This window comes from Vibrio sp. ZOR0018, from assembly GCF_963865925.1.
Classification (GTDB): domain Bacteria; phylum Pseudomonadota; class Gammaproteobacteria; order Enterobacterales; family Vibrionaceae; genus Vibrio; species Vibrio anguillarum.
Map to the genome: position 1 here is coordinate 1 of NZ_CAWMCN010000162.1, position 24,173 is coordinate 24,173.

At 43.8% G+C, this 24,173-nt stretch carries 24 protein-coding genes; 14 read left to right on the forward strand and 10 right to left on the reverse strand.

Annotation, left to right across the window (positions count from 1 at the left end; genetic code table 11):
• The first annotated feature begins 242 nt into the window (after positions 1–242).
• The 3 genes from srlA to AACR75_RS17860 are packed head-to-tail and all read left to right on the forward strand — an operon-like array spanning position 243 to position 2,137.
• Positions 243–806 (forward strand): PTS glucitol/sorbitol transporter subunit IIC, encoded by a 564-nt coding sequence (gene srlA, locus AACR75_RS17850; protein ID WP_017045367.1) that lies wholly within the window; start codon positions 243–245, stop codon positions 804–806.
• The gene (gene srlE / locus AACR75_RS17855; protein WP_017045368.1) at positions 803–1,774 is read left to right on the forward strand and encodes a PTS glucitol/sorbitol transporter subunit IIB; all 972 of its coding nucleotides are present in this window, start codon (positions 803–805) and stop codon (positions 1,772–1,774) included. The genes srlA and srlE overlap by 4 nt, the downstream gene beginning before the upstream one ends.
• A gap of 6 nt (positions 1,775–1,780) precedes the next feature.
• Positions 1,781–2,137 carry a PTS glucitol/sorbitol transporter subunit IIA gene (locus AACR75_RS17860; protein WP_013868513.1) on the forward strand — a complete coding sequence of 119 codons (357 nt, stop codon included), beginning with the start codon at positions 1,781–1,783 and terminating at the stop codon, positions 2,135–2,137.
• Positions 2,138–2,271: 134 nt separating this feature from the next.
• Here the strand turns inward: AACR75_RS17860 and AACR75_RS17865 are convergent, their stop codons facing one another.
• The 4 genes from AACR75_RS17865 to AACR75_RS17880 are packed head-to-tail and all read right to left on the reverse strand — an operon-like array spanning position 2,272 to position 6,022.
• Positions 2,272–3,396: an ABC transporter ATP-binding protein gene (locus AACR75_RS17865; RefSeq protein WP_019280992.1), complete on the reverse strand. Its 1,125-nt coding sequence runs from the start codon at positions 3,394–3,396 to the stop codon at positions 2,272–2,274.
• Between the two features lie 32 nt (positions 3,397–3,428).
• Positions 3,429–3,911: a glycosidase gene (locus AACR75_RS17870; protein WP_047691240.1), complete on the reverse strand. Its 483-nt coding sequence runs from the start codon at positions 3,909–3,911 to the stop codon at positions 3,429–3,431.
• A 46-nt stretch (positions 3,912–3,957) separates the two neighbouring features.
• Positions 3,958–4,968: a UDP-3-O-(3-hydroxymyristoyl)glucosamine N-acyltransferase gene (locus tag AACR75_RS17875; RefSeq protein WP_047691242.1), complete on the reverse strand. Its 1,011-nt coding sequence runs from the start codon at positions 4,966–4,968 to the stop codon at positions 3,958–3,960.
• Between the two features lie 19 nt (positions 4,969–4,987).
• Positions 4,988–6,022, reverse strand: coding sequence for a porin (locus tag AACR75_RS17880; protein ID WP_047691245.1), 1,035 nt, complete (start codon positions 6,020–6,022; stop codon positions 4,988–4,990).
• Positions 6,023–6,430: 408 nt separating this feature from the next.
• Between AACR75_RS17880 and AACR75_RS17885 the strand changes: the two genes are divergently transcribed.
• From AACR75_RS17885 to secF, 9 genes are all read left to right on the forward strand, one after another.
• Positions 6,431–7,660 carry a sugar ABC transporter substrate-binding protein gene (locus AACR75_RS17885; protein WP_013868518.1) on the forward strand — a complete coding sequence of 410 codons (1,230 nt, stop codon included), beginning with the start codon at positions 6,431–6,433 and terminating at the stop codon, positions 7,658–7,660.
• A gap of 2 nt (positions 7,661–7,662) precedes the next feature.
• On the forward strand, positions 7,663–8,946 hold the full coding sequence (locus AACR75_RS17890; RefSeq protein ID WP_047691248.1) for a carbohydrate ABC transporter permease: 1,284 nt from the start codon (positions 7,663–7,665) through the stop codon (positions 8,944–8,946).
• A 2-nt stretch (positions 8,947–8,948) separates the two neighbouring features.
• Positions 8,949–9,782: a sugar ABC transporter permease gene (locus AACR75_RS17895; RefSeq protein ID WP_013868520.1), complete on the forward strand. Its 834-nt coding sequence runs from the start codon at positions 8,949–8,951 to the stop codon at positions 9,780–9,782.
• 18 nt (positions 9,783–9,800) lie between these two features.
• Positions 9,801–11,585, forward strand: a complete 1,785-nt coding sequence (locus AACR75_RS17900; RefSeq protein WP_047691251.1) for a glycoside hydrolase family 13 protein — start codon at positions 9,801–9,803, stop codon at positions 11,583–11,585.
• Between the two features lie 208 nt (positions 11,586–11,793).
• Positions 11,794–12,594: a TrmB family transcriptional regulator gene (locus tag AACR75_RS17905; RefSeq protein WP_029189831.1), complete on the forward strand. Its 801-nt coding sequence runs from the start codon at positions 11,794–11,796 to the stop codon at positions 12,592–12,594.
• A 186-nt stretch (positions 12,595–12,780) separates the two neighbouring features.
• Positions 12,781–13,458, forward strand: a complete 678-nt coding sequence (locus AACR75_RS17910) for an SH3 domain-containing protein (RefSeq protein ID WP_231564213.1) — start codon at positions 12,781–12,783, stop codon at positions 13,456–13,458.
• Between the two features lie 92 nt (positions 13,459–13,550).
• Positions 13,551–14,054 carry a hypothetical protein gene (locus tag AACR75_RS17915; protein WP_047691255.1) on the forward strand — a complete coding sequence of 168 codons (504 nt, stop codon included), beginning with the start codon at positions 13,551–13,553 and terminating at the stop codon, positions 14,052–14,054.
• 97 nt (positions 14,055–14,151) lie between these two features.
• Positions 14,152–15,990, forward strand: a complete 1,839-nt coding sequence (gene secD / locus AACR75_RS17920) for a protein translocase subunit SecD (RefSeq protein WP_047691258.1) — start codon at positions 14,152–14,154, stop codon at positions 15,988–15,990.
• Positions 15,991–15,992: 2 nt separating this feature from the next.
• Entirely contained in the window at positions 15,993–16,895 is a 903-nt protein-coding gene (secF, locus tag AACR75_RS17925; RefSeq protein ID WP_017045371.1) for a protein translocase subunit SecF, read from the forward strand.
• A gap of 101 nt (positions 16,896–16,996) precedes the next feature.
• On the opposite strand, the gene AACR75_RS17930 is transcribed toward secF, so the two are convergent.
• From AACR75_RS17930 to napF, 6 genes are all read right to left on the reverse strand, one after another.
• Positions 16,997–17,131, reverse strand: coding sequence for a TIGR02808 family protein (locus tag AACR75_RS17930; RefSeq protein WP_013868527.1), 135 nt, complete (start codon positions 17,129–17,131; stop codon positions 16,997–16,999).
• Between the two features lie 12 nt (positions 17,132–17,143).
• Complete coding sequence (locus AACR75_RS17935; RefSeq protein ID WP_013868528.1) at positions 17,144–17,722, reverse strand: NapC/NirT family cytochrome c; 579 nt, start codon at positions 17,720–17,722, stop codon at positions 17,144–17,146.
• Positions 17,723–17,754: 32 nt separating this feature from the next.
• Positions 17,755–18,210 carry a nitrate reductase cytochrome c-type subunit gene (locus AACR75_RS17940; protein ID WP_013868529.1) on the reverse strand — a complete coding sequence of 152 codons (456 nt, stop codon included), beginning with the start codon at positions 18,208–18,210 and terminating at the stop codon, positions 17,755–17,757.
• A 73-nt stretch (positions 18,211–18,283) separates the two neighbouring features.
• Complete coding sequence (gene napA / locus AACR75_RS17945; protein WP_047691260.1) at positions 18,284–20,773, reverse strand: periplasmic nitrate reductase subunit alpha; 2,490 nt, start codon at positions 20,771–20,773, stop codon at positions 18,284–18,286.
• The gene (locus tag AACR75_RS17950) at positions 20,770–21,075 is read right to left on the reverse strand and encodes a chaperone NapD (protein WP_013868531.1); all 306 of its coding nucleotides are present in this window, start codon (positions 21,073–21,075) and stop codon (positions 20,770–20,772) included. The genes napA and AACR75_RS17950 overlap by 4 nt, the downstream gene beginning before the upstream one ends.
• A gap of 2 nt (positions 21,076–21,077) precedes the next feature.
• A complete protein-coding gene (gene napF, locus AACR75_RS17955; RefSeq protein ID WP_017045373.1) occupies positions 21,078–21,572 on the reverse strand; it encodes a ferredoxin-type protein NapF in 495 nt (164 codons plus the stop codon).
• A gap of 215 nt (positions 21,573–21,787) precedes the next feature.
• Here napF and narQ point away from each other — a divergent pair, with 215 nt between their 5' ends.
• Both narQ and AACR75_RS17965 read left to right on the forward strand, forming a co-directional pair.
• Positions 21,788–23,512, forward strand: a complete 1,725-nt coding sequence (gene narQ, locus AACR75_RS17960; RefSeq protein ID WP_047691263.1) for a nitrate/nitrite two-component system sensor histidine kinase NarQ — start codon at positions 21,788–21,790, stop codon at positions 23,510–23,512.
• Complete coding sequence (locus AACR75_RS17965; protein ID WP_047691265.1) at positions 23,499–24,131, forward strand: response regulator; 633 nt, start codon at positions 23,499–23,501, stop codon at positions 24,129–24,131. The genes narQ and AACR75_RS17965 overlap by 14 nt, the downstream gene beginning before the upstream one ends.
• Positions 24,132–24,173: the final 42 nt, after the last annotated feature.

Consider the following 24,173-nt stretch of genomic DNA (forward strand, 5'->3'; position numbering starts at 1 on the left):
CTTCCCTAGAGTCGTGAAGAAAAAGCCAAGCCGATACCCTAGAAAATACAATGCCGCTCACCTTAAGTGAACGGCATTAGGCCAGTTGGCTTTCTTTTTTATTTTGTCGTCGATTTCAATTTTTTACTTTTAAAATAAAAGTTATCGGTGATTGAATTCACGCTTTTCTCTTTTGCCTCTTTTTCAATATATCAATAACGGAAACACTCCAACTATCCCCACATAATTTAAGAGCCGAAGGTATGGATTGGATAATCGAGGGAGCGGAATGGTTTATTGGTCTTTTTGAGAAAGGCGGTGAAGTGTTTAGCGAAATGGTGGCACAAGTACTCCCAGTGCTGATCTGCTTATTAGTTGCCATGAATGCGTTGATCCGTTTTATTGGCCAACAGCGTATAGAAGTGTTAGCTCAGAAAAGTGCGTCTAATCCTATATCTCGCTATTTGCTCTTGCCGACAGTAGGAACCTTTGTTTTTTGTAATCCCATGGTGCTCAGCCTAGGGCGTTTCTTACCTGAAAAGTACAAACCTTCTTATTATGCCTCCGCCTCCTACAGTTGCCACACCATGAATGGTATGTTCCCTCATGTAAATCCTAGTGAATTGTTTATTTATCTAGGCATTGCCGCTGGGATCACTCAACAGGGCTTATCGCTCGGTCCTCTCGCTATTTCCTATTTGCTGGTTGGCTTAGTGACCAACTTTTTACGCGGTTGGGTAACCGATATGACGACTATGTTTGTGGCTAGACAACAAGGTGTAGTATTCAGCGATAAAGTCGATCTTAACGTGGTTGAGGAAAAATGATGACGGTATTGAAAGTAAACCGAGGGCAGGGTGGATGGGGTGGCCCGCTATTCATTCCGGTTGAGGTTGACAAGAAGATCATCTACATCACAGCAGGGACTCGTCCCCATTTTATTGATGAGATGGTGGCGTTGACGGGCATGCAAGCGGTTAACGGCTTTGAACATTTTGTTCCCGATGAACGAGTCGCTTGTGTAGTGATTGACTGTGGTGGCACATTGCGTTGTGGGCTTTATCCCAAAAAAGGTATTCCGACATTAAATATCCATGCTACAGGTCAAAGTGGCCCTTTGGCACAATATATTCAGGAAGATATTTATGCATCTGGCATACGCAGTGGTTGTTTTTCCTTGGTAGATGATCACAAAACTACGTTTTGTGAGCCAATCCTATCTCAGCCCCAATCCATTGACACGACGAAGAAGCTTAGCCAACAAACAGATAGCTTACTGGCTAAAGTGGGGATCGGTATGGGCTCGGTGATGGCGACCTTTAATCAGGCTGGGCGTGAAACCATTGATACCGTACTTAAAACCATTCTGCCTTTTATGGCGTTTGTTTCAATGTTGATTGGGGTTATTCTCGCGTCTGGGTTAGGTGATTTAATTGCTCATACTTTGGAGCCATTAGCAGGGAACCCGATCGGTTTACTGACGATTGCCTTGATCTGTTCATTTCCGTTTCTGTCACCCTTTCTTGGACCAGGTGCGGTGATTGCGCAAGTGATCGGTGTACTTATCGGGACTCAGATCGGTATGGGAAATATCCCACCGCACTTAGCATTACCCGCTTTGTTTGCCATAAATGCTCAAGCTGCTTGTGATTTCATCCCTGTAGGGCTTGGCCTTGCAGACGCTAAGCCCGAAACGGTACAGGTCGGTGTGCCTTCGGTACTTTACTCTCGTTTTCTTACAGGTGCGCCAACGGTGCTGATTGCTTGGCTTATCTCATTCTTCATTTATCAGTGAGGGCATATGCTTCAGTATCAAACGACGATTTTGTCCGCTGGCGATTATGCTAAAGACTCACTGCATGATGATATGGTGATTTTATTCGGCCCGAGCGCCCCTGATGCGGTGAAGGAATATTGCTTCATACACTCTGGATCTTCGTTGTATGGATTGATTGACCACAACACCACTTTATTAATTGGGGATCTCGGTTTTGTTGTGACGGCAGTCGGCAGTGTGGCGAACCAAAATCTTGCGGAGCTTGGGCATGTAACACTTAAATTTGACGGTCAGCGAATCCCAGAATTGCCGGGTACCATCCATTTACTCGGTCCTAAATTAGAAGTGCTTCAACATGGTGATGTGCTGATGTTTGGTTAAAGTGGTGGAATGTGGCTTGATTGTGATTAGGCATATCTAAGAAAAAAGGCTCCTGTTTTAAAAGGAGCCAAATAGCTGGTGTTAGCTATGGAGAAAAGATTGTTAAGTACCATGATGTTTTAAAATTAGGGGTTTTAAATATTGGTCAAATTCTGTTCATTGTAGAAATCGAAAATATGGCAAAAGGTGGTGTTGAGGTTAAAACGCATGGTTTTGCCAATATGAGCAGTTGTAATGGTTTGATCGTTGACTCTTGCTATCAACTCCTTACCTGCCACAGTAAAATAGAGATATTTTTCGTTCCCCATATTTTCAACAACCGTCAATGTGCCTTCAACGGTATTGATAGTGTCGTGTTCTGCTGCTAAATGAATATGCTCAGGGCGAATGCCAAAACAGACAGGTTTATTGATATATTGTTGTAAGGCGATTTGCTTCTCATGTGGAATAAACATGCGAACATTGGCGGCAATGTCTATATAAAGCTGTTCGTTTTCTGAGCGAATGACAGTGTCGACTAAATTCATGGCAGGTGATCCAATGAAACTGGCCACAAACTTGTTGGCTGGATAATTATAAAGGTTGGCTGGCGTATCAACTTGCATAATCCGGCCCTGGTTCAATACGCAAATTCTATCACCTAACGTCAAGGCTTCAGTTTGATCGTGAGTGACATAGATCATGGTCGCTGGTGTGCCTTCTTCTTTGAGTGCTTGATGTAATTGCGCAATTTTCACACGCATTGAAACCCGAAGCTTTGCGTCCAAATTGGATAGTGGTTCGTCAAAAAGAAAAACATCAGGCTTGCGAACGATTGCCCTCCCTACTGCTACTCGTTGGCGTTGTCCACCCGACATTTCTTTGGGTTTACGATAGAGCAATTCGGTAATTTCTAATTTTTCTGCCGCTTCTTCTACTCTTTGTTTAATTTCATCTTTAGGCCTTTTTTGCATTTTTAATCCAAAGGCCATATTGTCAAAAACTGTTTTATGAGGGTATAGGGCGTAATTTTGAAACACCATAGCGATACCACGTTCTTTAGGAGGTAAGTCGTTAACAATTTGGTTGCCGATACGAATTTCCCCACCGCTAATCCCTTCTAACCCAGCAATCATTCTGAGTGTAGTTGACTTTGCGCAGCCTGATGGTCCAACAAACACCATGAATTCGCCATCATGGATATCTAGATCAATTCCGTGAACGGCTTTAAAACCGTTCTCATACTCTTTTTCTATTTTTCGTAAGCTAACAGTAGCCATGAATTTCTCCGTGTATTGTGTTGTGCAAGCAGTTATTTACATTCAGAAATCATGACTAAACGTGGTGTTTTATCGTCGGCTATTTGTACCGTCCATACGTATTGTCCATCTTTCGGTAGCATGACGACTGTATTTTTGGCAAAGCCAGCACGCTTGAGTTCTTTGACTTGCCCTACCGTTAGCGTTAATCCTGCGGCTGTATATTGAGGGTTCCAGCTCATTGTGGCGAATTGCAAGCTCACGTTTCCTGCCTTTTCGTTACTTACTACTTGATAAATGCCGTCACCTTTGTAACCCATCTGGCGGTTATCCATATGAAGCCATTGCCCATCAGCAAAGGTTCCAACAACAAATATGGATGGGCGGATAGGGCCTCGTTCTTCTAATGTAGGTAAGTCACATTGAGAGAATCTAGGGTCTACATTTTGTACTGAGTCGTTTTGTTGGGTAGTGGTGCTGGCACAACCAGCGAGCAATACAGCCAGTGTTGCTGCGATAAGTAGAGAGCTTTTCATCGTAAATTCCTTCATTGGTAATGTAAAATATTTGAGTGACAGATGATCATAAGATTTTTTTTTGCAGTAATTTAGAAAGCCAACCTCGGTGTGTTGATTTAGATTTATGAATTTCAAAGTGCTGGGTTATTTTATTGAGAACCGCAAGGTTCTTGTAATAGGCTTTTGCCTCCTTCGCGGGATAACCAAATAAGTCACTTTTCTCTGGAAAAGAATGACTTACGCCAGATTTGGCTTTAATTACTGAGTAGCTGCCAATGGTGACGTGCCCAGCAATACCCGCTTGGCCGTGAACCACGACGTGATCACCAAGAGTGGTATGCCCTGCAAATCCAGATTGTGAGATGAGCAGACAATGTTTACCTATTTGGCAGTCATGCCCAATTTGGATTTGGTTATCGATCTTGGTTCCTTGGCCAATAACGGTATCGCCGAGTGTTCCTCTATCAATGGTATTATTGCAACCAATTTCTACGTTGTCGTGAATAACTACTCTGCCGATGCTTTCAACGCGTTGGTAGGCTCCATCTTTCACTGCCATATATTCAAAACTGAAATTGCCAATAGAGTTATTAGAATCGATAGTGACATTATTTCCAATAATTGTGCCTTCTTTGATCACTGTATTAGCATGAATAGCGACGTTATTACCGATAGTCACACCATTCATAATCTTCACACCAGGCATGAAATGGCAGTTTTCACCAATTTGACAATGTTTTCCAATATAGACATCGTCGATGGTTGCGGTATTCCCTTGATCAAATAATTGATACATCTGTACTTTATAATAACGCAGCAGTTTGTTGAGAGTATTTGCATCTAAATGTTCAATAATAATTTTGGTTTTGACAGTGCTGCTACAAATCGCGGCCGGACCAATTAAAACATCTGCTGTAGTTTCAGAAATTGAATGTATGTCTTTTTTAGAAAAAACAATCGCTAATCCGCCAGCTATCTGTGGCGCATTTACTGGTCGAATTGTATCAATCGATATAGACGCATCACCTTCAATTTTACCGGAGATCAACTGCGCAATTTCTGAAACATGGATCATTTTAGCCTCTTTGAATGGATTAGAAACGATATAGAGCTTGAAGATAAATAGTGTGCTGTGTTAGCTCGCTTTCATTTTTTGCTTCCCAACCCGCCAGTTTACTTTTTTCTTCTACTTCATTAGCAAATTCGTATTCTCCTTTAACTAACCAGCTGTCACCTACAGCTTGTTCATAGCCTAAAGTGGCTTTACGAATATCTTTGAAGTAGTCAACATTAGCGTTCCCACCACCGCTGTTGCTGGCATTATTGGTTTCATTGTCACCGAGACGAGCTCTTACATAGAGCGTGCCTGCGTCATCAAAACTATATTGTACGACGGGTTCAATATATTTCTCGGTAAAATCACTGATCTCATTGATATTTCCGTTAGATTGGTAATCTTCATTATCTTTGATTTGGTAGTACATTTCCAAGCCAAGTTCCCAGTTACCAAACCGTTTATAGGGTCTGAATAAAATGCTATACCCAGTTTCTGTTCGTTCACCCCATTCGCTTTTATCTTCTTTGCTATAGAGATACTCCAAATTTGAATAAAAACCCCAACTGTATTCATTATTCCAGTAGGTCAAATAAGGTCGTAAACTGTGTTCTGCTAAATTTTTACGTAAACCACTTACATAAGGTGAATAAACTTTGCTGTCTGTATATTCCAATTCATAAATTAAGCCTGTCGCCCAACCGTTACTTAAGTCGTAACCCTTATTGAGTGAAAATAGATGCTTTAATCCATCTTCATTTTCGTGGTAACTGCCCTCATGTTGCTCTCTATTTTCTATTTTAAGGGCATACAAAGCGGTCATATTCCATTTGGCATTGTTGTAGTACACGCCAAAGGCTTCATGGGTGGTCGTTTTTTCCTTTTTATCTATGCCAGTAAAGCCATTGGTAATTTTGTCTTCGTATTCAAGAGAAGTTCCTACATGGCCTCCAAACTGAAGCGCTTGGTCAAAAAAGCTATCTTCAGGGTTTAAACCATGCTCACTGGCAGCGAAAGCGGGAGTAGAAACAGCGATTGCTGTTGCTACGGATATAGCAAGTAACGTTCTTTTCACGACAGGTCCTTATCAACCTATTTAAGGTTGTAAATCGTAGTTATAATATAGATGAATGTTTAGTAGTTCACTGTGAACGCCTAAATATTGTTCTGCATATTAATAAATTTTTCCTCCTAAGCATTCTATAAGTGAGAAGTTGGTCACTTTTAATTGCTTATTATAGAGATTTAGATCACGAATTTACTTCTTTGTCGATTAGTTTAAGGGAGGTCTTTACGCGTTTTTGCCTTGTGGCTCTACTTGGTGACGTCTTGTTTAGGTTTTCGCATACGCCCATTCAAGTGTTTTTAAATAAGGTTTGGTGATTGAGATCACAATTTCCTGTGGTATGAAGATGATAGTGGTTGACTTAAAATCGGCGACATTTAACCTAGTAGTATCTTTTGTACTACCATTGGTGTTGATATGAGAAATAGATGGATGAAAACAGTATTAGCTGCAACTTTGATTTGCTCAGCTTCTATTGTTTCTGCTGAGACGATTACGCCGGAAATAGACTCTGAATTATTGATTTGGACAGATAACACGACGCTCGACTATATGAAATATGCCGCTGACCAATTCAATCAAGATTTTGGTTACAAAGTTAAATTTACATTTCGTGGTTTAGCTCCGATAGACGCTGCATCGCGAATGATTCAAGACGGCGGATCCGCACGCGTTGCGGATGTGGCGGAAATAGAGCATGACTTATTAGGAAGGTTAGTAGTTGCTGGTGGGGCGATGGAAAACTTAGTTTCAGTTGATCGTATGAAACATAACTTTATGCCAAATGCTATTTCTGCAATGCAATATGGTGGAGCCAGTTATGGTTTCCCTGTCAGTTATGCGACGTTGGCGCTCTTTTATAACAAAGATTTGTTACCTGAAGCACCCAAAACATTTGAAGCACTGATTCGCTTTGGCGAGATATTTAATAATGTAAAAGAGAACAAATACGCTTTATTGTGGGATGTGCAAAATTATTATGAATCTCGAATGTTTTTAACCCTTTATGGCGCTTATGAATTTGGGAATAAAGGGACAGATGCTAAAGATATCGGGATCAATTCTGAATTAGCGCAAAAAGGTCTTTTGGCCATGAAAACATTGCAAGCGGCTAATAGTTCAAACCCGATTGATATGCGTAACCCGCAAGTTCGCCGTGGTTTATTTTCCGAGGGTAAAGTGGCCGCAATTATTGATGGTCCTTGGGCAATTCAAGGCTATGCCGCGAGCGGCGTAAACTATGGGGTCATGCCGATTCCCACTCTAGAAGGTCAGCAATTACGTACTTTTTCAACAGTTAGGCTTGCAGTGGTATCGACATACAGTGAATACCCAAAAGCAGCGCAACTGTTTGCTGATTACATTGCGTCTGACAAGATGCTGATGAAGCGATATGAGATGACGAAATCCATTCCACCCGTTCAATCGTTAATGGAAGAGATCATTGTCGATGCAGATGAAGCCACTTACGCCATCATCGCTCAGGGATTCTATTCCGATGCGATGCCATCGATTCCTGAAATGGGTTATTTGTGGTCTCCCATGGCCAGTGCTATCACCGCAATGTGGGTAAATGGTAAAGAGCCAAAGTCAGTGCTGGACCATGCTCGAGCAATCATTGAAGAGCAGATCGCATTTCAGGAGTAAGCATGTTGTTAGCCAAAACTCAAAATAGACTCCATTTCCTCAGCTCAATGTTGATCATGGGTACAACGCAACTTGTTCATAAACATTGGGTGAAAGGCATCTTTCTTTTTACGGTTAATGTGTTGTTTTTGTTTGCGCTACCTAACCTTATTTTGGCGCTCAAAGGCTTGGTTTCTTTAGGCGATGTGGTACAAGTTCGGCAAGGTTTTCAAGTTATCCAAGGTGATAACTCCATTCATATGTTGGTGGAAGGTGTTATTGCAGTCATTCTTATGCTCTGTTTCATAACTACCTATATTCTGAACGTCAAAGATGCCCAATCTTGTGCATTGTGTAAGCTGAATATTCGTGGGCAAATTCAATCCATTTATAATAAACATTTTGCATTCATCGTACTTTCTCCCGCTTTGATAGTGACTATTGCGTTTATTATTCTACCTATTGCAATTACGGTACTGGTTTCCTTTACGAACTATTCAGCACCTCATCATATCCCCCCTAAGAATTTAGTGGACTGGGTAGGGTTAAGAAATTTTTGGACACTGTTTGAGCTGAAAATTTGGTCAAATACATTTTTTGGTGTTGCTTTATGGACGGTTGGATGGGCAGTCACTGCAACAATTTGTACTTGCGGTTTTGGTTTCTTGCTCGCTCTCGCCTTAGAGAATCGGAACATTCAAGCGAAAAAACTCTGGCGGTTTGTCTTTATTCTCCCTTATGCCATTCCCGCATTTGTTACCTTACTAATGTTTCGCTTATTACTGAATGGAATTGGCCCGGTAAACGCCACTTTAAATAGTTGGGGAGTCGATTCTATTGCATTTTTATCTGATCCATTTACTGCCAAGATAACAGTAATTGCCGTCAGTGTCTGGGTTGGGGCACCTTATTTTATGCTGTTGATTGCTGGGGCATTGACCAACATTCCTCGTGATCTCTATGAAGCCAGTGAAGTCGATGGGGCAAGTAAACTCCAGCAGTTTCAAGAGATAACGTTGCCGATGGTATTGCACCAAGTCGCCCCCTCACTAGTCATGACATTTGCTCATAACTTCAATAATTTTGGAGCGATATTCTTGTTGACTGAAGGCGGTCCGATCAATCCTGAATACCGTTTTGCTGGACATACCGATATTTTGATCACTTGGATTTACAAATTGACCTTGGACTTCCAGCAATACCAGATTGCTTCTGTTATTTCGATTGTAATCTTCCTGTTCCTGTCCGTAATTGCTATTTGGCAGTTCCGCAGAATGAAATCCTTTAAAGATGATGTGGGGATGTAACGATGAATCGACTTGCTGAAAAATTAGGGACGCTATTGGTCTATCTGTTCTTGTTACTGAATGCTTTGTTAGTGTTAGGGCCGGTTGCCTGGACTATCCTCGCATCGTTTAAGCGTGGCAATAATCTCTTTAGTACCTCATTTAGTGATATTACGTTTACGCTGGACCATTATCGTGCGTTATTTACTGATACACCTTATTTAGATTGGTATATCAATACGTTGATATTAGCCACCGCCAATATGGGAATTTCACTCATTGTTGTCACCATGACGGCTTATGTTTTTTCGCGTTATCGATTTAAAGGTAAACGTAATGTGATGATGGGGATTTTAGTGCTGCAAATGTTCCCCGCATTTTTATCGATGACGGCAATTTACATTCTATTATCAAAAATGAACTTAATTGACACCTACGCAGGCTTACTGTTTGTGTATGTAACCGGGTCGTTACCATTTATGACTTGGCTCGTGAAAGGGTATTTTGATGCGTTACCAACCTCATTAGATGAAGCGGCAAAAATTGATGGAGCAGGGCATATGACGATTTTTCTAGAAATTATTCTACCATTAGCCCGCCCCATTTTAGTATTTGTTGCTTTGGTATCATTCACCGGACCTTGGATGGATTTCATTCTGCCGACGTTGATTTTGCGTAGTGAAGAAAAAATGACCTTAGCCATTGGGATCTTCAGTTGGATTTCATCAAACTCAGCCGAGAACTTTACGCTGTTTGCCGCAGGATCTTTATTGGTAGCGATACCTATCACGTTGCTTTTCGTAGTAACTCAAAAACACATCACCACGGGCCTTGTTAGCGGTGCGGTAAAAGAATAATTCTTAGGTACATTTAGTATGATCACAAAAAGTTCACTGATGCATTCCGCAAAGAGTGCAGATAGCTACGCTTATGACAATGCAACTTTACATATTCGTTTCCGTACGGCCAAAGGAGAGGTGGATAATGTTTCCTTGTGGATCGGTGATCCATATCACTGGGCTGAAGGTGGTTTAGACGGCGGTAACCTAGGCGGCAGTGATGCACATGGTTGGGTTGGCGGTAACACGGTGCCTATGTTATTTGAGGGACAAACTGAGTATCACGACCATTGGTTTGCGCAGTTTCAGCCACCGAAACGTCGAAGTCGTTATGGCTTCATTCTTCATGGTCGTGAAGGTGAAAAACTGCTGTTTGGAGAAAAGCGATGTGTTGATATCCGTGATCCTAATATTGCGGAAATGGAATTAAGTAACTTGAGCAATTTTTTCTGTTTTCCGTACCTTAATCCGCGAGATGTGTTATGCACGCCAAATTGGGTCAAAGAAACTATTTGGTATCAAATTTTTCCTGAACGTTTCCATAATGGAATGCCGGATATTTCTCCTTTCGATGTTCAGCCGTGGGGTAGCCAGCCTAGTTCGCATAACTTTATGGGGGGCGACCTATGGGGTGTGATTGAAAAACTGGATTATCTCCAAGAACTGGGGGTGAATGGGTTGTATTTTTGTCCAGTATTTACTGCTAATGCGAACCACAAATATGACACTGTTGATTATTTTAATGTGGATCCACATTTTGGTGGTAATGAGGCATTTCGGGCTTTGGTCAAAGAAGCACATCGCCGCAAGATGAAAGTGATGTTAGATGCAGTGTTTAACCATGTTGGTGATCAACACCCATTTTGGTTAGATGTGGTTAAAAATGGAGCTCAGTCGCGTTACGCAGATTGGTTTTGGATTAACCGCTTCCCCGTCTATCCAGATATACCGAAAGAAGAGTGGGATTTTTGGGATTTCAACTACGAAACGTTTGGTAATGTAATCGAAATGCCCAAATTGAATACCGAAAACGAACAATGTCGCCAGTATCTGTTGAGTGTGGCACAGCATTGGGTTGAAGAATTTGACATTGATGGTTGGCGTTTAGACGTTGCAAACGAAGTCGATCATGAGTTTTGGCGGGATTTTCGTCGTACGGTGAAAAGCATAAAACCTGATTGCTACATTTTGGGTGAGATTTGGCATGAGGGTATGCCTTGGTTACGTGGCGATCAATACGATTCTTTAATGAATTACCCACTGACTCAGGCCACTACGGATTATTTTGCACTGCAGGCTTATGATAAAGAAACTTTCATGCATGCAGTGACTCGTTCATATCTTGCGTATCCTAAAAACGTCAACGAAGTGATGTTTAATTTACTAGAAAGCCATGATACGACTCGTTTACTTAGCTTATGTGCCAATGATAAGCATAAAGCTAAGCTAGCCTATTTATTCATGTTCACGCAGGTTGGTTCACCTTGTATTTACTATGGTGGAGAAATAGGGATGGATGGGTGTAAAGGTATGGGTAGAGAAGACAATCGGAAGTGTATGATTTGGGATGAATCTGAACAAGATCTCGATTTCAAAGCCTTTATTCAGTGGCTTATTGAATTGCGTAAAAATCATCCACACTGGAATGAACCTTCACTTAATTGGCATACCGTCGAGCATCCTTCCGTGTTGGCCTATTCCCGAGGTGAGCAAACGTTTTTTATTAATAACAGTGATAGTGCTATTTCGTTTATGTGGCAAGAGCGGCTTATGCATTTAACCGCTTTCGGTTTTAACATCTTGGGCTTATGCACCGCTTAGGCTTGGTGGCGATAAGCTTAGTTCACCCTGAATCTCAATAGATTCGTCTACATTCACTGCGTAAGGAGTGATAATCTCTATACCTATCCAATTTGAGGTTTTTCGTTGGGTTTGCTCGTGATCTTTTTTCACTTGTTAGCTATCGGCAGCCTCAAATGGTGTAGGTACATTTAGGAATTCAACTGTGAATAAAAAGCGAGGAGAACCTGTGACTGAACTGGTAACGAAATTGATGGGGTTTGGATTTACTAAGACAGACGCATTGGTTTACATCAATTTACTTAAAAATGGTCGATCAAGCGGCTATAAGATTGCCAAAGATATCTCTTTGTCCCGCTCATCGGTTTATTCTTCAATCGATAATTTATACAAAAATGGTTGTATTTTTATGTCGGATGGAGACACAAAAGAGTATGAAGCAAAATCGCCCGAACTCATTTTCAGCCAAATAGAAAGACAGACGATCGACAATATTCAGATCCTTAAAAAAGAGCTATCGCGCATGATGCTCCAAGAGGAGAAAGAGTTTATTTATAACGTGACGGGTTTTGAAAACCTCATTCAAAAAGCGAGAGAGATGCTGGCACTCGCGCAGGTGGAGGTGTACCTAAATACTGACTTTCATCTAGAGCTATTAGAAAAAGAAATTTGTGATGCTATCGAAAGAGGTGTTCGAGTCATTACCTTTTCCTTTAATAAATTATCGGTACCACATCCTAAAGTGGAGCTATATTCTCGCTCCGACCAGCAGGAGCAACGTTATCCCTCGCATCGTTTTATGTTGGTTGTGGATATGAAACAAGCAGTAATGTTTTCTCATCGTCAAGAAGCGTTGGGTCTGTATTCTAATAATCGTCTGTTGGTCAAAATGATTGCAGAGCATATACATAGCGATATTTATCTCACCGAATATGAAAAACTAGCTCCAGAAAAGCGCTGTCGTATCGGTACGATTCATGAGCTTGATAATGATATGGTTCATGATGATAGTGGGAGCTTCACCCAATAAAAGGGACTGATTTTGCAGAAGATTGACGCATAGCATCAAGTTCAGGATTAGGCTGTCGTTAGTATCGCTATTGGTTCGAATAGTGAGTAAAAATGACATTCGGAGATTTCAACTATAATTAACGAACAATTAAAGCGTGCCGCGCCGAACAAGGTTGCGCACAACAAGAAAGGAATGAGCAGCAAGATGAAAAAAATGCTGATGTTTCTATTATTGCTTCTTGGGCTGGCGGGCTCGGGGGCTGGCTATTACTTTCTTTATTATCTTCCCGAGCAAGAAGCACTGCAGGCCGATTCGTCGAGTTCGAACGATGAAGAACAAGTGCCAACCACTGAGGCGGCTCCTAAAACGGCCTTGCCACCAAAACCGCTTGTTAATGATTTATATGTCGATTTAGCAAGGCTCGGAGTAAGAGAAAAGCCCGATGCACAAGCGTTTGTTGAGCGGGTTCTATACCGTGGTGATAAGGTTAAAATCTTGGAGCGCAAAGCAGGTTTTGGCCGCATTACCGATTATTTTGTCTATGAGGAAAACGGGCCGGAAGTCGCGGAGTGGATACCTTTGGATGGTTTAGTGGAGCAAGCCCCGCTGATCACGGCAGAGGAGCGCCGTAAAACGGTCACGCAGTACATTGCGAATTCGGATGATTTTAAACTCTATGAAACGGCTTTTGTGCAGAAAACCGATGAGTTGCTGAAAAATGAAACCTGCGTACCAGAAGATTTTGAAGAGCTTGGTGGCTGGGTAAAGTCGCTCAAATATCAAGAACGTGAGGTTTATTTTGTGTATTGTGGTGGCCGCAAGTTAGCCAACAAAATTTACTTTGATATACAAAGCAAAGAAATATTTTACGCTTCTCATTAGCTAAAGTGATAAGAGCATTTAGATCTTTTTACTTGAGGCTTATGGTTGTCAGGAATATGATGCCTGCTTGAGTTGAGAGGAATGATTTTTTCATGCATTGGCACTTTATTAAATATGTCTGGTTTACGCTTCTTGCGGTGGTTCTGCCTTCGCAAGCGTTCGGCTATTTAATTGAGAGTGAAACGCACAGCCACGCTGAACGTAAAGTTATCCTACAACATGGTGAAAAAACCTCGCTCACGGCGATTGTTTATCAGCAAACATTGCCTCAAGCTATTGCTATTCAACAACCTATCTCTGATCAACAAGATAAACAAACGGCTCCACCCGTATCAAAATCGCTTCACTCAGACACTTCTGCTGCAATCGTCACCGCGTCTCGTTGGGGGGTAACTTCCCGAGTCGTTGAATACGATGGCCCCACTTTTGTCGATAACACACCCAATTACGATGTCACCGTCGCTCCCTTTAGGCTTTATCTTTTTCCTGTCGCTGAGTTGGCGGCATGGCAAGCTCGCCCCTATAGTTCTAACCACAGAATTTCTGGTTGGAAAGAAACGAATGCCATGTATGTGGCGTTAAATAGCCAGTACTGATCCTTCTTACTTTATATCAAGTGACAAAGTCACTCGCTTGTTCATTTAACTTGTTTATTTAAAGTAATAACAACTCAGCTTTGCTGAGAGGATTGGTATGAAAAAAATACAAAATAAAAAGGCGTCAGCACGTCTTATTAATCACTATTCTGCGTGGAAGTATATCGTATTGGCCGCCACTTTGGTTGTGCTTGCCTTGAGCGCTATACCCACCTGGTACGGCGAACAGCCGTCGATTCAACTGCAAGTCTCCTCTAAAAATGAGACGCTTAATTCGGTCGTGGAATTAACTCATCTACTCGAAAAAAACGATATTGCGGTACAAAACATACAGCAGCAAGGTGGGAAAACGACCTTAGTCTTTGCTGATGAAGTCCAGCAAACGCACGCCAGAGAATTACTCGATGGCATGATTGAAAAAGAAGACAGTATTACGTTCTCTTACGTTTCGGTTGCGCCAACATGGTTGACAAATTTAGGTTTTAACCCGATTAAACTAGGGTTGGATCTGCGTGGTGGTGTGCAATTTTTGCTGAACGTTGACGTGGATAAAGCGTTCCAAGAGCAACGTGACAGCATGATCGATACCGTGAAAGATAAGCTGCGTGACGAGCGTCTTCGCAGCGTGAAAGTTAGTTCTGAAGGTATTGATGGCTTCAAAGTAATGAGCAATTCAGCGGAAGATCTCAATAAAATCAATGCATTTCTTAAAGAGACTTACTCAGGGTGGGATATCCAACGCTCTTCTGATCAACTGCTGATCAAGCCTTCAAAACAGAATCGAGTCGATTTCCAATCAACGACGCTGCAACAGAACCTCAAGATTATGCGTGATCGCATTGAAGAGCTAGGCATCACTGAAGCTATGGTTCAGCGCCAAGGCGAGCACAGCATTCGTATCGAATTACCGGGCGTGCAAGACCCATCACAAGCGAAAAACGTGATTGGTGCGACGGCAAGCCTGGCTTTTTATGAGGCGAAATCACCCAGCGAAGCGTTTACGTCGCAAGACATTGTGCTAAAAGATGAAAATGGCCGCAATGTTGTACTTACTAAACGCCCTGTATTAACCGGCGATCACATTGTTAATGCGCGCGCAGGTATTGACCAGGTGGGAATGTCTGAGGTCAACATCTCGCTTGACCACGCGGGTGGCAAAATCATGAGTGATTTTTCATCCAAGCATATCGGTAAGCCGATGGCGACCGTGTACCGTGAATACACCACCAATGCTCGTGGCGAAACAGAGCGTAGCGAAAAAGTGATCAGTGTTGCGACCATTCAATCGCAGCTGGGTAGCCAATTTAGAATCACTGGTGCAGGTTCGATGGAAGAAGCACAGCAGCTGGCTTTATTGCTGCGTGCAGGTTCATTAACTGCGCCTGTGACTATCGTAGAGGAGCGTACCATCGGCGCTTCATTGGGCGCAGAAAATATTCAAAATGGTTTTGCCGCATTAGCCTTAGGTATGGCATTAACGCTGACTTTTATGGCGCTTTGGTATCGCCGTTTAGGTTGGGTGGCGAACGCGGCGTTGCTGTTTAACATGGTGTGTCTCATTGGTCTGATTGCCTTATTGCCGGGTGCTGTGCTGACCTTGCCGGGGATTGCAGGTCTGGTTTTGACGGTTGGCATGGCCGTCGATACCAACGTGCTAATTTTTGAACGCATCAAAGACAAAATCGCGGAAGGTCGCAGTTTTGCGCAAGCGATTGATACAGGTTTTAGCAGCGCCTTTAGCACCATTCTTGACGCCAACGTCACCACTATGATCACCGCCGTGATTCTGTATTCGATCGGTAATGGTCCAATCCAAGGCTTTGCCCTGACCTTAGGGCTCGGCATTATGACCAGTATGTTCAGCGGTGTGTTTGCTTCGCGTGCGGTTATCAATCTCATTTGGGGACGAGATGCTCGTCGTGATGTAAGGGTATAAACATGATTGATTATTTGAAAAACCATATTCGTCCAATTCGTTACATCACGAGCGTACTTTCTGTGACATTGATGCTGATCTCGTTAGTGGCGTTTGGTGTGAAAGGCCTTAACATGGGTTTGGATTTTACCGGTGGGATGGTCACCGAAGTCACGGTCGATAAAACCCTCACCAACAAAGAGTTACTGCAAGCGTTGAAACCTACATTAGGAGATTCAACGATGCTCACCAAAGCAGGTGAAGAAGGACGTTGGGTTATCCGCTACGCGCTTCCTGAAAGCGATCAAGAGACGCCTAACATTCCCACTTTGCTCAGCGACGTCTCTGAACATGTGACGGTGGTGAGCAACAGTATGGTCGGCTCGCAAGTGGGGCAAGATCTGGTGGAGCAAGGTAGTTTAGCGTTGATGATCTGCTTACTGTGTATCTTAGGTTACTTGTGTTTCCGCTTTGAATGGCGTTTAGCTAGCGGCTCGTTGTTGGCCTTGCTACATGACGTTATTTTAGTGCTCGGTTTCTTTGCTCTGACACAGATGGAGTTCAACCTAACCGTGTTTGCGGCGGTACTGGCGGTATTAGGTTATTCATTGAACGACTCCATTATCATTGCCGACCGTATTCGTGAACTGCTCGTGGCCAAGCAAAGTACGCCAACCAAAGAGATTACCGACCAAGCCGTGATTGCGACGTTCTCACGCACTATGGTGACTTCGGGTACGACATTACTCACCGTTTCCGCATTGTGGTTAATGGGCGGGGAGCCGCTTGAAGGGTTTGCTATTGCAATGTTCATCGGTATTATTTCTGGAACTTGGTCTTCAATCTCAATCGGGACTGTGTTACCAGAGTGGTTGAAACTTGAGCCTAAACATTACTTGCCTGTAGTGGTGGATTCTGCGCCTTAGTATTTCTGCGCATGTCATTTAAAGTGAAGTAAAAAAATCCGCCTTATACACAGGCGGATTTTTATTGGGAGTTGACTATAAATTACGGTAGGAAGTGTAATTTATAGTTCTTTATCTTTACTCAGTGACAGCAACCAAAGTGAAACGGCGGCAACCACCGCAAAGCCGCCGAAGATAATAACAGGCATCGCGCTGTAACCAAGAATATGCCAAATCACCGATTCTAATGTACTCATGGGTTAATTCTCCTATTGCCAGCCTTCAACGCCTTGCATGTCTGGCAGTTTATGTGCAATACCTTTATGGCAATCGACACAGGTTTTTTCACCACTAGCAAGGGCGGTAGAGTGCTGTTTGGCACTGCGTGGACCTTGCTCTGAAAAATCCATGTATTCGAACTCATGGCAGTTGCGGCACTCTAATGAGTCATTATTTTTCAATCGTGACCACTCACGCTCCGCGAGATGTGCTCGACGTGCTTGAAACTTTTCGGGTGTGCTAATGGTGCCTAATACCACATGAGCAAACAACTCTTTGGAGGCTTGCACTTTGCGGATAATCTTGTCTGTCCACTCATGGGGAACATGACAGTCAGAGCAGATAGCACGTACGCCGGAACGGTTAGAATAGTGAATCGTCTCTTGGATCTCAGCCACAATCGGTGCATGACAGCCTGAGCAGAATTCTTCTGAGTTTGTTGCTTCCATACCGGTGTTAAATGCGCCCCAAAATAGCAGACCACCTGCAAACCCCATGAACAATACGATGCCAACGGCCGCTTTACTTGGGCTTGTGAGCCTTTTCCAAAACGCTTTTAATAATTTCATAAATAGCCTCTTAAGTTATTATCTGGCTACGATTAGCGAAGTGAATCAACGGATTTGAACTCATTTTCCACCAAAGGCTTCGCAATGGCTTGCGGTACATGGCACTGTAAACAGAAATAACGGCGCGGTGAGACGTCAGCTAGCACCGCATCTTCACGGTTAACATAGTGGGTCACACTGATTTTGGTTGCGCCCATCTCTTTGGCATTTTTCCAACTGTGACAAGCAAGGCACTTATTGGCGTTTAGCGACACTTCGTAGCCACGAATGTTATGCGGGATCAAAGGTGGCTGATAGACGTATTCGCTTTCAAGCGCTTGATCTCTTGGGTACTTCTTAAAGTCGTCTGCAGGACGAGTCTCTTCAAGTTGCGTTGCGCCACGCAGCGATTCCAGCCCACCGTTGCCGCCGGGGTTATTCAGTTCCGCCTGTACCGTTTGGCCAAATAAAGCCCCAAAAGATAAAAGGGCGATCAGTAGTTTTTTCATCTTAAATTCTCCGCCTAATGGCTCATTCTGAGATCGGCCCCCCATAGAGCAGCCGATGCATTCATTAACTGGCTTACGCTACTTTAGTGATTTTTACCGGACATTTTTTGAAGTCTGTCTGCTTCGACAGTGGGTCCGTAGCATCTAAAATCAGCTTGTTAATCAAAATGCGAGCATCAAAGAATGGGATAAAGACCAAACCATGCGGTGGACGATTTCGGCCGCGCGTTTCCACACGAACACGAACTTCGCCGCGTTTGTTGGAAATCAATACTTCATCACCACGTCGTAACCCACGCGCTTTGGCGTCATCTGGGTGGATGTAACAGAGCGCATCGGGTACGGCTTTATAAAGTTCAGGCACGCGCCGCGTCATAGTGCCGGTGTGCCAGTGTTCTAACACGCGGCCCGTACACAGCCACATATCAAATTCGGCATCAGGTGATTCCGGTGGAGCTTCATAAGGAGCGGAGATGATCCACGCTTTACCATCCGGTTTGCCGTAGAAATCCCAATCAGATCCTTTTTTCGCATAAGGGTCAGAGCCTTCTTTAAAGCGCCATAACGTTTCTTTGCCATCCACAACCGGCCAACGTAAGCCGCGAACGTTATGGTAGGTATCATAAGGAGCTAAGTCGTGGCCGTGACCGCGTCCGAAGCTGGCGTACTCTTCAAATAACCCTTTTTGTACATAGAAACCGAAGTGATGTGCGTCGTCGTTCAGTTCACGCGCTTCTTCAAGCGGAAATTGGTCAACCTGTCCGTTTCTGAACAGCACATCAAACAGGGTTTTACCGCGATATTGTGGCGCTTTGGCGAGCAATTCTTCTGGCCACACTTCTTCCATTTTGAAGCGTTTAGAGAACTCCATCACTTGCCATGAGTCTGATTTTGCTTCGCCCACAGTACCAACTTGTTGATACCAAGCTTGAGTGCGGCGTTCAGCATTGCCGTAAGCGCCTTCTTTTTCCACCCACATTGCGGTAGGGAGCACTAAGTCGGCCGCTTGCGCTGTGGCTGTTGGATACGGGTCAGACACGACGATAAAGTTTTCTGGGTTGCGGTAACCCGGTAAACGTTCTTCGTTAATATTCGGGCCAGCTTGCATGTTGTTATTACACTGCACCCAGTAAGCGTTGAGTTTGCCGTCTTTGAGCATTCGGTCTTGCTGTACGGCGTGAAAGCCCGGTTTTTCAGGAATGGTGCCTTGCGGAAGCTTCCATGTTTTTTCAGCAATCGCGCGATGTTTGGGGTTTGCCACCACCATGTCAGCAGGCAAGCGGTGAGAAAAGGTTCCGACTTCACGTGCTGTGCCGCAAGCGGATGGTTGGCCTGTTAATGAAAATGGACTGTTGCCAGGTGTGGCAATTTTGCCCGTCAGTAAGTGCAGGTTGTAGACCAAGCTTTGCATCCAAACACCGCGAGTGTGTTGGTTCATGCCCATAGTCCACAGTGACATCACTTTGGTGTTAGGGTCAGCGTACTGTTTTGCAAGCGCGATCAGTTTATCTTCGGCAACGCCTGACATTTGCGCGGCTTTTTCAACCGTATAAGGTGCAACCGAGGCTTTATAAGCTTCAAAGTCAATCGCAGTCACATCACCGGAGTTGGCATTTTTCGCTTTAACTTGCAGTGGGTGCTCGTCACGCAGACCGTAACCAATATCTGTTGTCGCTTGTTTGAAATGAGTGTGTTTGTTGACGAAATCCCAGTTCACCGCATCGTTTTGAATAATGTAGTTGGCGATGAAGTTGGCGATGGCAAGGTCACTTTGTGGGTGGAAAATGTAACCGTGGTCGGCCAGCTCAAACGAACGATGATAATAAGTCGAAAGGACATTTACTTTAACGTGTGGGTGACTTAAACGGCGATCGGTAATACGAGTCCAAAGAACCGGGTGCATTTCGGCCATGTTTGAACCCCAAAGCACAAAGGCATCAGCGTGTTCAAAATCATCATAGCAGCCCATCGGTTCATCAATACCAAAGGTGCGCATAAATCCAACAACGGCTGAAGCCATGCAGTGGCGAGCGTTTGGATCAATGTTATTAGAGCGAAAACCCGCTTTCATCAGTTTAACGGCGGCATAACCTTCCATCACGGTCCATTGGCCTGAACCGAACATGCCAACACTGGTTGGCCCTTTCGCTTTTAGAGCTTGTTTCCACTTTTCAGCCATCACATCGAAAGCCTGATCCCACGACACTGGCGTGAACTCTCCATCTTTATGGTATTGGCCATCTTTCATGCGCAGCAGTGGTTGTGTTAAGCGATCTTTGCCATACATGATTTTTGAAAGGAAGTAGCCTTTAATACAGTTCAACCCTTTGTTAACAGGCGCTTCAGGGTCACCTTGTGTGGCAACCATTTTGCCGTTTTGAGTACCGATTAATACTGAACAGCCCGTACCGCAGAAACGACAAGGCGCTTTATCCCAAGTGATTTTTGTTTGGTCTGAGCTGGCAATCAAGTTTGTAGCGCTGGCGGGTAGAGTAATACCAGCGATAGCGGCTGCGGATGCGGCTGCGTTTGCTTTCACAAACGCGCGTCTTGTCATTTTCATACGTCATCCTCAATGTGGGAATGTTGTGTTCCAGTGTTGGTATCCGTGTCATCCAGCCCACTTTCTATTTGGTGATAAACCAAAGCGGTGCTGAGAACATGTGGTAAGTTGTTAATCGCATCGATGGTGTCAGTAACGAAGCCTTGATTTTCCGTTTCCAAAACGACGATCATTTTCCCTTCGTTGCTTTGGCCATACACTTCGGCGTTCTCAAACGATTCGATTGTCGCTTTGAGCGCTGCTAAATGTTCAGGTACGACGTGAACGATCAAACTTGAAATATGTACTTCATTGAGTGACATGTTTATCTCTCATTATTATTAATATTGCTCACACGGATGGCTGAGGTTGGACAGATGGAAACGCACGCGCCACATCCGTTACAGGCATCAATATCGACATTCGGTTGCGCCACTTTTCCGATCACTAAATTGAACGTTATAGCGCTGACTTCACATGACTCAGCGCAGCTACGACACTCCACATTGCGTTTAGCCAAGCAGCTTTCTTCGAGCTTTGCTTTAGCCAGCCACGGTTGTGTTGAGCGCGGTGCGAAAATTGGCTCTGGGCAGCTCTGCGCGCACTGATAACAAAAGGTGCACTCATCAATATGAAAATCTATGGTTGGGAAGCCGCCATCACCTAAGGTGATGATCTTTGTTTCGCACGCGTCTAGGCAGCGGCCGCAGCGAGTGCACTCATCTGAAAAGGAGAGGGGGTGAGCAATCCAAGGCAAGCGGACAATGGTGTCATCGACCTGATTACGAGAAAAAAAACGCCTTTTCGAGAGATCAACCAAAGTGCATTCCTGTATTTGTTAACAAATCTTCATTTATCCATACACAAATTGTAGTTTTTGTCCTATTTCTATAAATACCCCCAAGGAGGTAATTGGCTAGTCATGTTGTTTTAGATCAATAAATTCAAGCGCGAGTGATCACATATTGAATGGCTTTAACGACAGCGGTGCCCAATCAGATACAATAGGCAAGGAGAGGTTCACGGAGAGATGTTTTGAGAAAACGATCCAAACAGTCGGTCACCAGCACCATTGCCAAAGCCATGGTGTCGATTTTACTGTTATCGGTTGCCATCACAGGGTACGCCATTTTTACACTCGCTTCCTCACTCAATGATGCGGAAGCGGTGAACGTTGCTGGTTCAATGCGTATGCAAAGCTATCGATTGGCACATGATATTCAAAGTAACTCGGTGGATTATTCATCTCACATTTATCTTTTTGAACGTTCGCTTTATTCACCATCAATGAAAGCATTGCAGCGTTGGCCTGTGCCAAACGACATCACCAAAGATTATTATCAGTTGATCATTCGTTGGCACGAACTGAAAAGCTTGTTAAATAGCGAGAACAAAGACCGCTATCTTGATGAGGTAGCGAAATTTGTCAGCCAAATCGACCGTTTTGTCTTTAAGTTGCAGCACTTCTCAGAACAAAAGCTGATCCAACTGGCTTGGTTTGGCGGCATGGGGTTGGGTGGTGTGTTATGTATCTCATTGTTTGTGGTGCATTTTATTCGTAAGGAAGTGGTGGGGCCATTGCGTTCGCTAGTGACCGCCAGTGAGCAGATCCAAAACCGTTCATTTGATGTATCGCTCAATGTCACCAGCCATAATGAAATGGGGATCTTAACCCGCACGTTTAATAAAATGGCCACCGACCTTGGTAAGCTGTACCTCGGTTTGGAGCAAGCGGTGAATGAGAAAACCCATAAGTTGCAAAATGCCAACCAAGCACTGCAAGTGTTGTATGACTGCTCGCAAGAGTTAACCGCATCGCGCATTAGCCAAGATAATTTTCAAGCGATTTTGCAACACTTGGTCACCATTGAAGGGGTCACATTTGCCCAGTTAGAAATTGGTGATGACGCGGGTAAAAGTACGCGCTTATCCGAAGGTGAGAGCAATGGATTCTCCCTTTCTCCGCTTTTGCTGAGCTTAGATGGGATGCAACTGGGTTACTTGTATCTGCAATACAGCTTGCCTTGTCCAAATAGCGCCTTGATTGATAACTTCGTACAAATATTGTCGCGTGCCATTTATTATAATCAAGCACAGAAACAAGCCGAACAGTTGATCTTGATGGAAGAACGCGCCACCATCGCTCGGGAACTGCATGATTCGTTGGCTCAATCGCTTTCGTATCTGAAGATACAAGTATCATTACTAAAACGCGTGATTGGCCGAGCAGAGACCCCGCACGCCGCAGAGAAAAAAGAGCAAATCATTTTAGATATTGATCAAGGTTTGTCGGGCGCTTACACCCAGTTAAGAGAGCTATTAACCACCTTTAGGCTAACGATTAAAGAAGGCAATTTTGGTCAAGCGCTCAAGGGCATGCTAGAGGAACTTGGCGAGCAAACTACGGCGGAGATAGTGCTTAATAATAATTTGTCATCGATTGATTTAGATGCGCATCAACAAGTGCATTTACTGCAATTGATCCGAGAAGCGACTATCAATGCTATCAAACACGCTCAAGCTAATGCCATTCAAGTCAACTGTGATGAATTGGACGATCAGGAGATGGTGACGGTCAAAGACGATGGGGTTGGCTTTGATCAACAGCGTGCTAGGCTCAATCACTATGGATTAAGCATTATGCAAGAAAGAGCGGCGCGGCTGCATGGCGCAGTGTCAGTAACCTCCGCACCCAATGCTGGGTGTGAAGTTATATTGAAATATAAACGTTCAAAGGATACAAATTTTGACGAGATGTAGAGTAATGCTGGTAGATGACCATCCTTTGATGAGACGTGGTATCAACCAGCTATTGAGTTTTGAAGATGACTTTGAAGTGGTTGCTGAAGCTTGTAACGGCAGTGAAGCCACTGCTTTGGCGCATGACATCGAGCCGGATCTCATTCTGCTTGATTTGAATATGAAAGGCATGTCAGGGCTCGATACGTTAACAGCGCTTCGTGCGGATGAATCAACCGCCACCATCGTTATTTTAACCGTATCAGACAGTGCGCTCGATATTGAAGCTATGGTGAAAGCGGGGGCTGATGGCTACCTTCTTAAAGATACAGAACCAGATGAGCTGGTGGAACTGCTTAGACAGGCCGCGACGGGTGTAAAAGCGTACAGCGAGTTTGTTACTCAGTACCTTGCCGAACGTCATACGCATGAAGATCTTTTTGAGGCATTAACCGACCGTGAAACTCAGATTCTAAAAGAGGTCGCGAAAGGGTATCGGAATAAACAAATTGCGGATCGTCTGTTCATTTCTGAGTCGACAGTAAAGGTGCACATGAAGAGTTTACTGAAGAAGCTACGCGTCCCATCGCGCACGGCAGCAACGATTTTATACTTGGAGCGTTATAGCGAGAGTAAATAACACCTATTTGGAAATAGCGGTTTGAAAAAAAGGGCGTCCTGT

Bases quoted from the DNA above. Each gene is read 5' to 3' on its own strand.
- AACR75_RS17935 (WP_013868528.1), bottom strand. From the start codon at position 17,722: ATGAAATTATTAAAAGCGTTTTGGAAAAGGCTCACAAGCCCAAGTAAA.
- AACR75_RS17940 (WP_013868529.1), bottom strand. From the start codon at position 18,210: ATGAAAAAACTACTGATCGCCCTTTTATCTTTTGGGGCTTTATTTGGC.
- srlE (WP_017045368.1), top strand. From the start codon at position 803: ATGATGACGGTATTGAAAGTAAACCGAGGGCAGGGTGGATGGGGTGGC.
- AACR75_RS17930 (WP_013868527.1), bottom strand. From the start codon at position 17,131: ATGAGTACATTAGAATCGGTGATTTGGCATATTCTTGGTTACAGCGCG.
- AACR75_RS17910 (WP_231564213.1), top strand. From the start codon at position 12,781: ATGAAAAAAATGCTGATGTTTCTATTATTGCTTCTTGGGCTGGCGGGC.
- AACR75_RS17860 (WP_013868513.1), top strand. From the start codon at position 1,781: ATGCTTCAGTATCAAACGACGATTTTGTCCGCTGGCGATTATGCTAAA.
- AACR75_RS17900 (WP_047691251.1), top strand. From the start codon at position 9,801: ATGATCACAAAAAGTTCACTGATGCATTCCGCAAAGAGTGCAGATAGC.
- AACR75_RS17890 (WP_047691248.1), top strand. From the start codon at position 7,663: ATGTTGTTAGCCAAAACTCAAAATAGACTCCATTTCCTCAGCTCAATG.
- secD (WP_047691258.1), top strand. From the start codon at position 14,152: ATGAAAAAAATACAAAATAAAAAGGCGTCAGCACGTCTTATTAATCAC.
- AACR75_RS17915 (WP_047691255.1), top strand. From the start codon at position 13,551: ATGCATTGGCACTTTATTAAATATGTCTGGTTTACGCTTCTTGCGGTG.
- srlA (WP_017045367.1), top strand. From the start codon at position 243: ATGGATTGGATAATCGAGGGAGCGGAATGGTTTATTGGTCTTTTTGAG.
- secF (WP_017045371.1), top strand. From the start codon at position 15,993: ATGATTGATTATTTGAAAAACCATATTCGTCCAATTCGTTACATCACG.
- AACR75_RS17870 (WP_047691240.1), bottom strand. From the start codon at position 3,911: ATGAAAAGCTCTCTACTTATCGCAGCAACACTGGCTGTATTGCTCGCT.
- AACR75_RS17895 (WP_013868520.1), top strand. From the start codon at position 8,949: ATGAATCGACTTGCTGAAAAATTAGGGACGCTATTGGTCTATCTGTTC.
- AACR75_RS17875 (WP_047691242.1), bottom strand. From the start codon at position 4,968: ATGATCCATGTTTCAGAAATTGCGCAGTTGATCTCCGGTAAAATTGAA.
- napA (WP_047691260.1), bottom strand. From the start codon at position 20,773: ATGAAAATGACAAGACGCGCGTTTGTGAAAGCAAACGCAGCCGCATCC.
- AACR75_RS17950 (WP_013868531.1), bottom strand. From the start codon at position 21,075: ATGTCACTCAATGAAGTACATATTTCAAGTTTGATCGTTCACGTCGTA.
- AACR75_RS17885 (WP_013868518.1), top strand. From the start codon at position 6,431: ATGAGAAATAGATGGATGAAAACAGTATTAGCTGCAACTTTGATTTGC.
- AACR75_RS17865 (WP_019280992.1), bottom strand. From the start codon at position 3,396: ATGGCTACTGTTAGCTTACGAAAAATAGAAAAAGAGTATGAGAACGGT.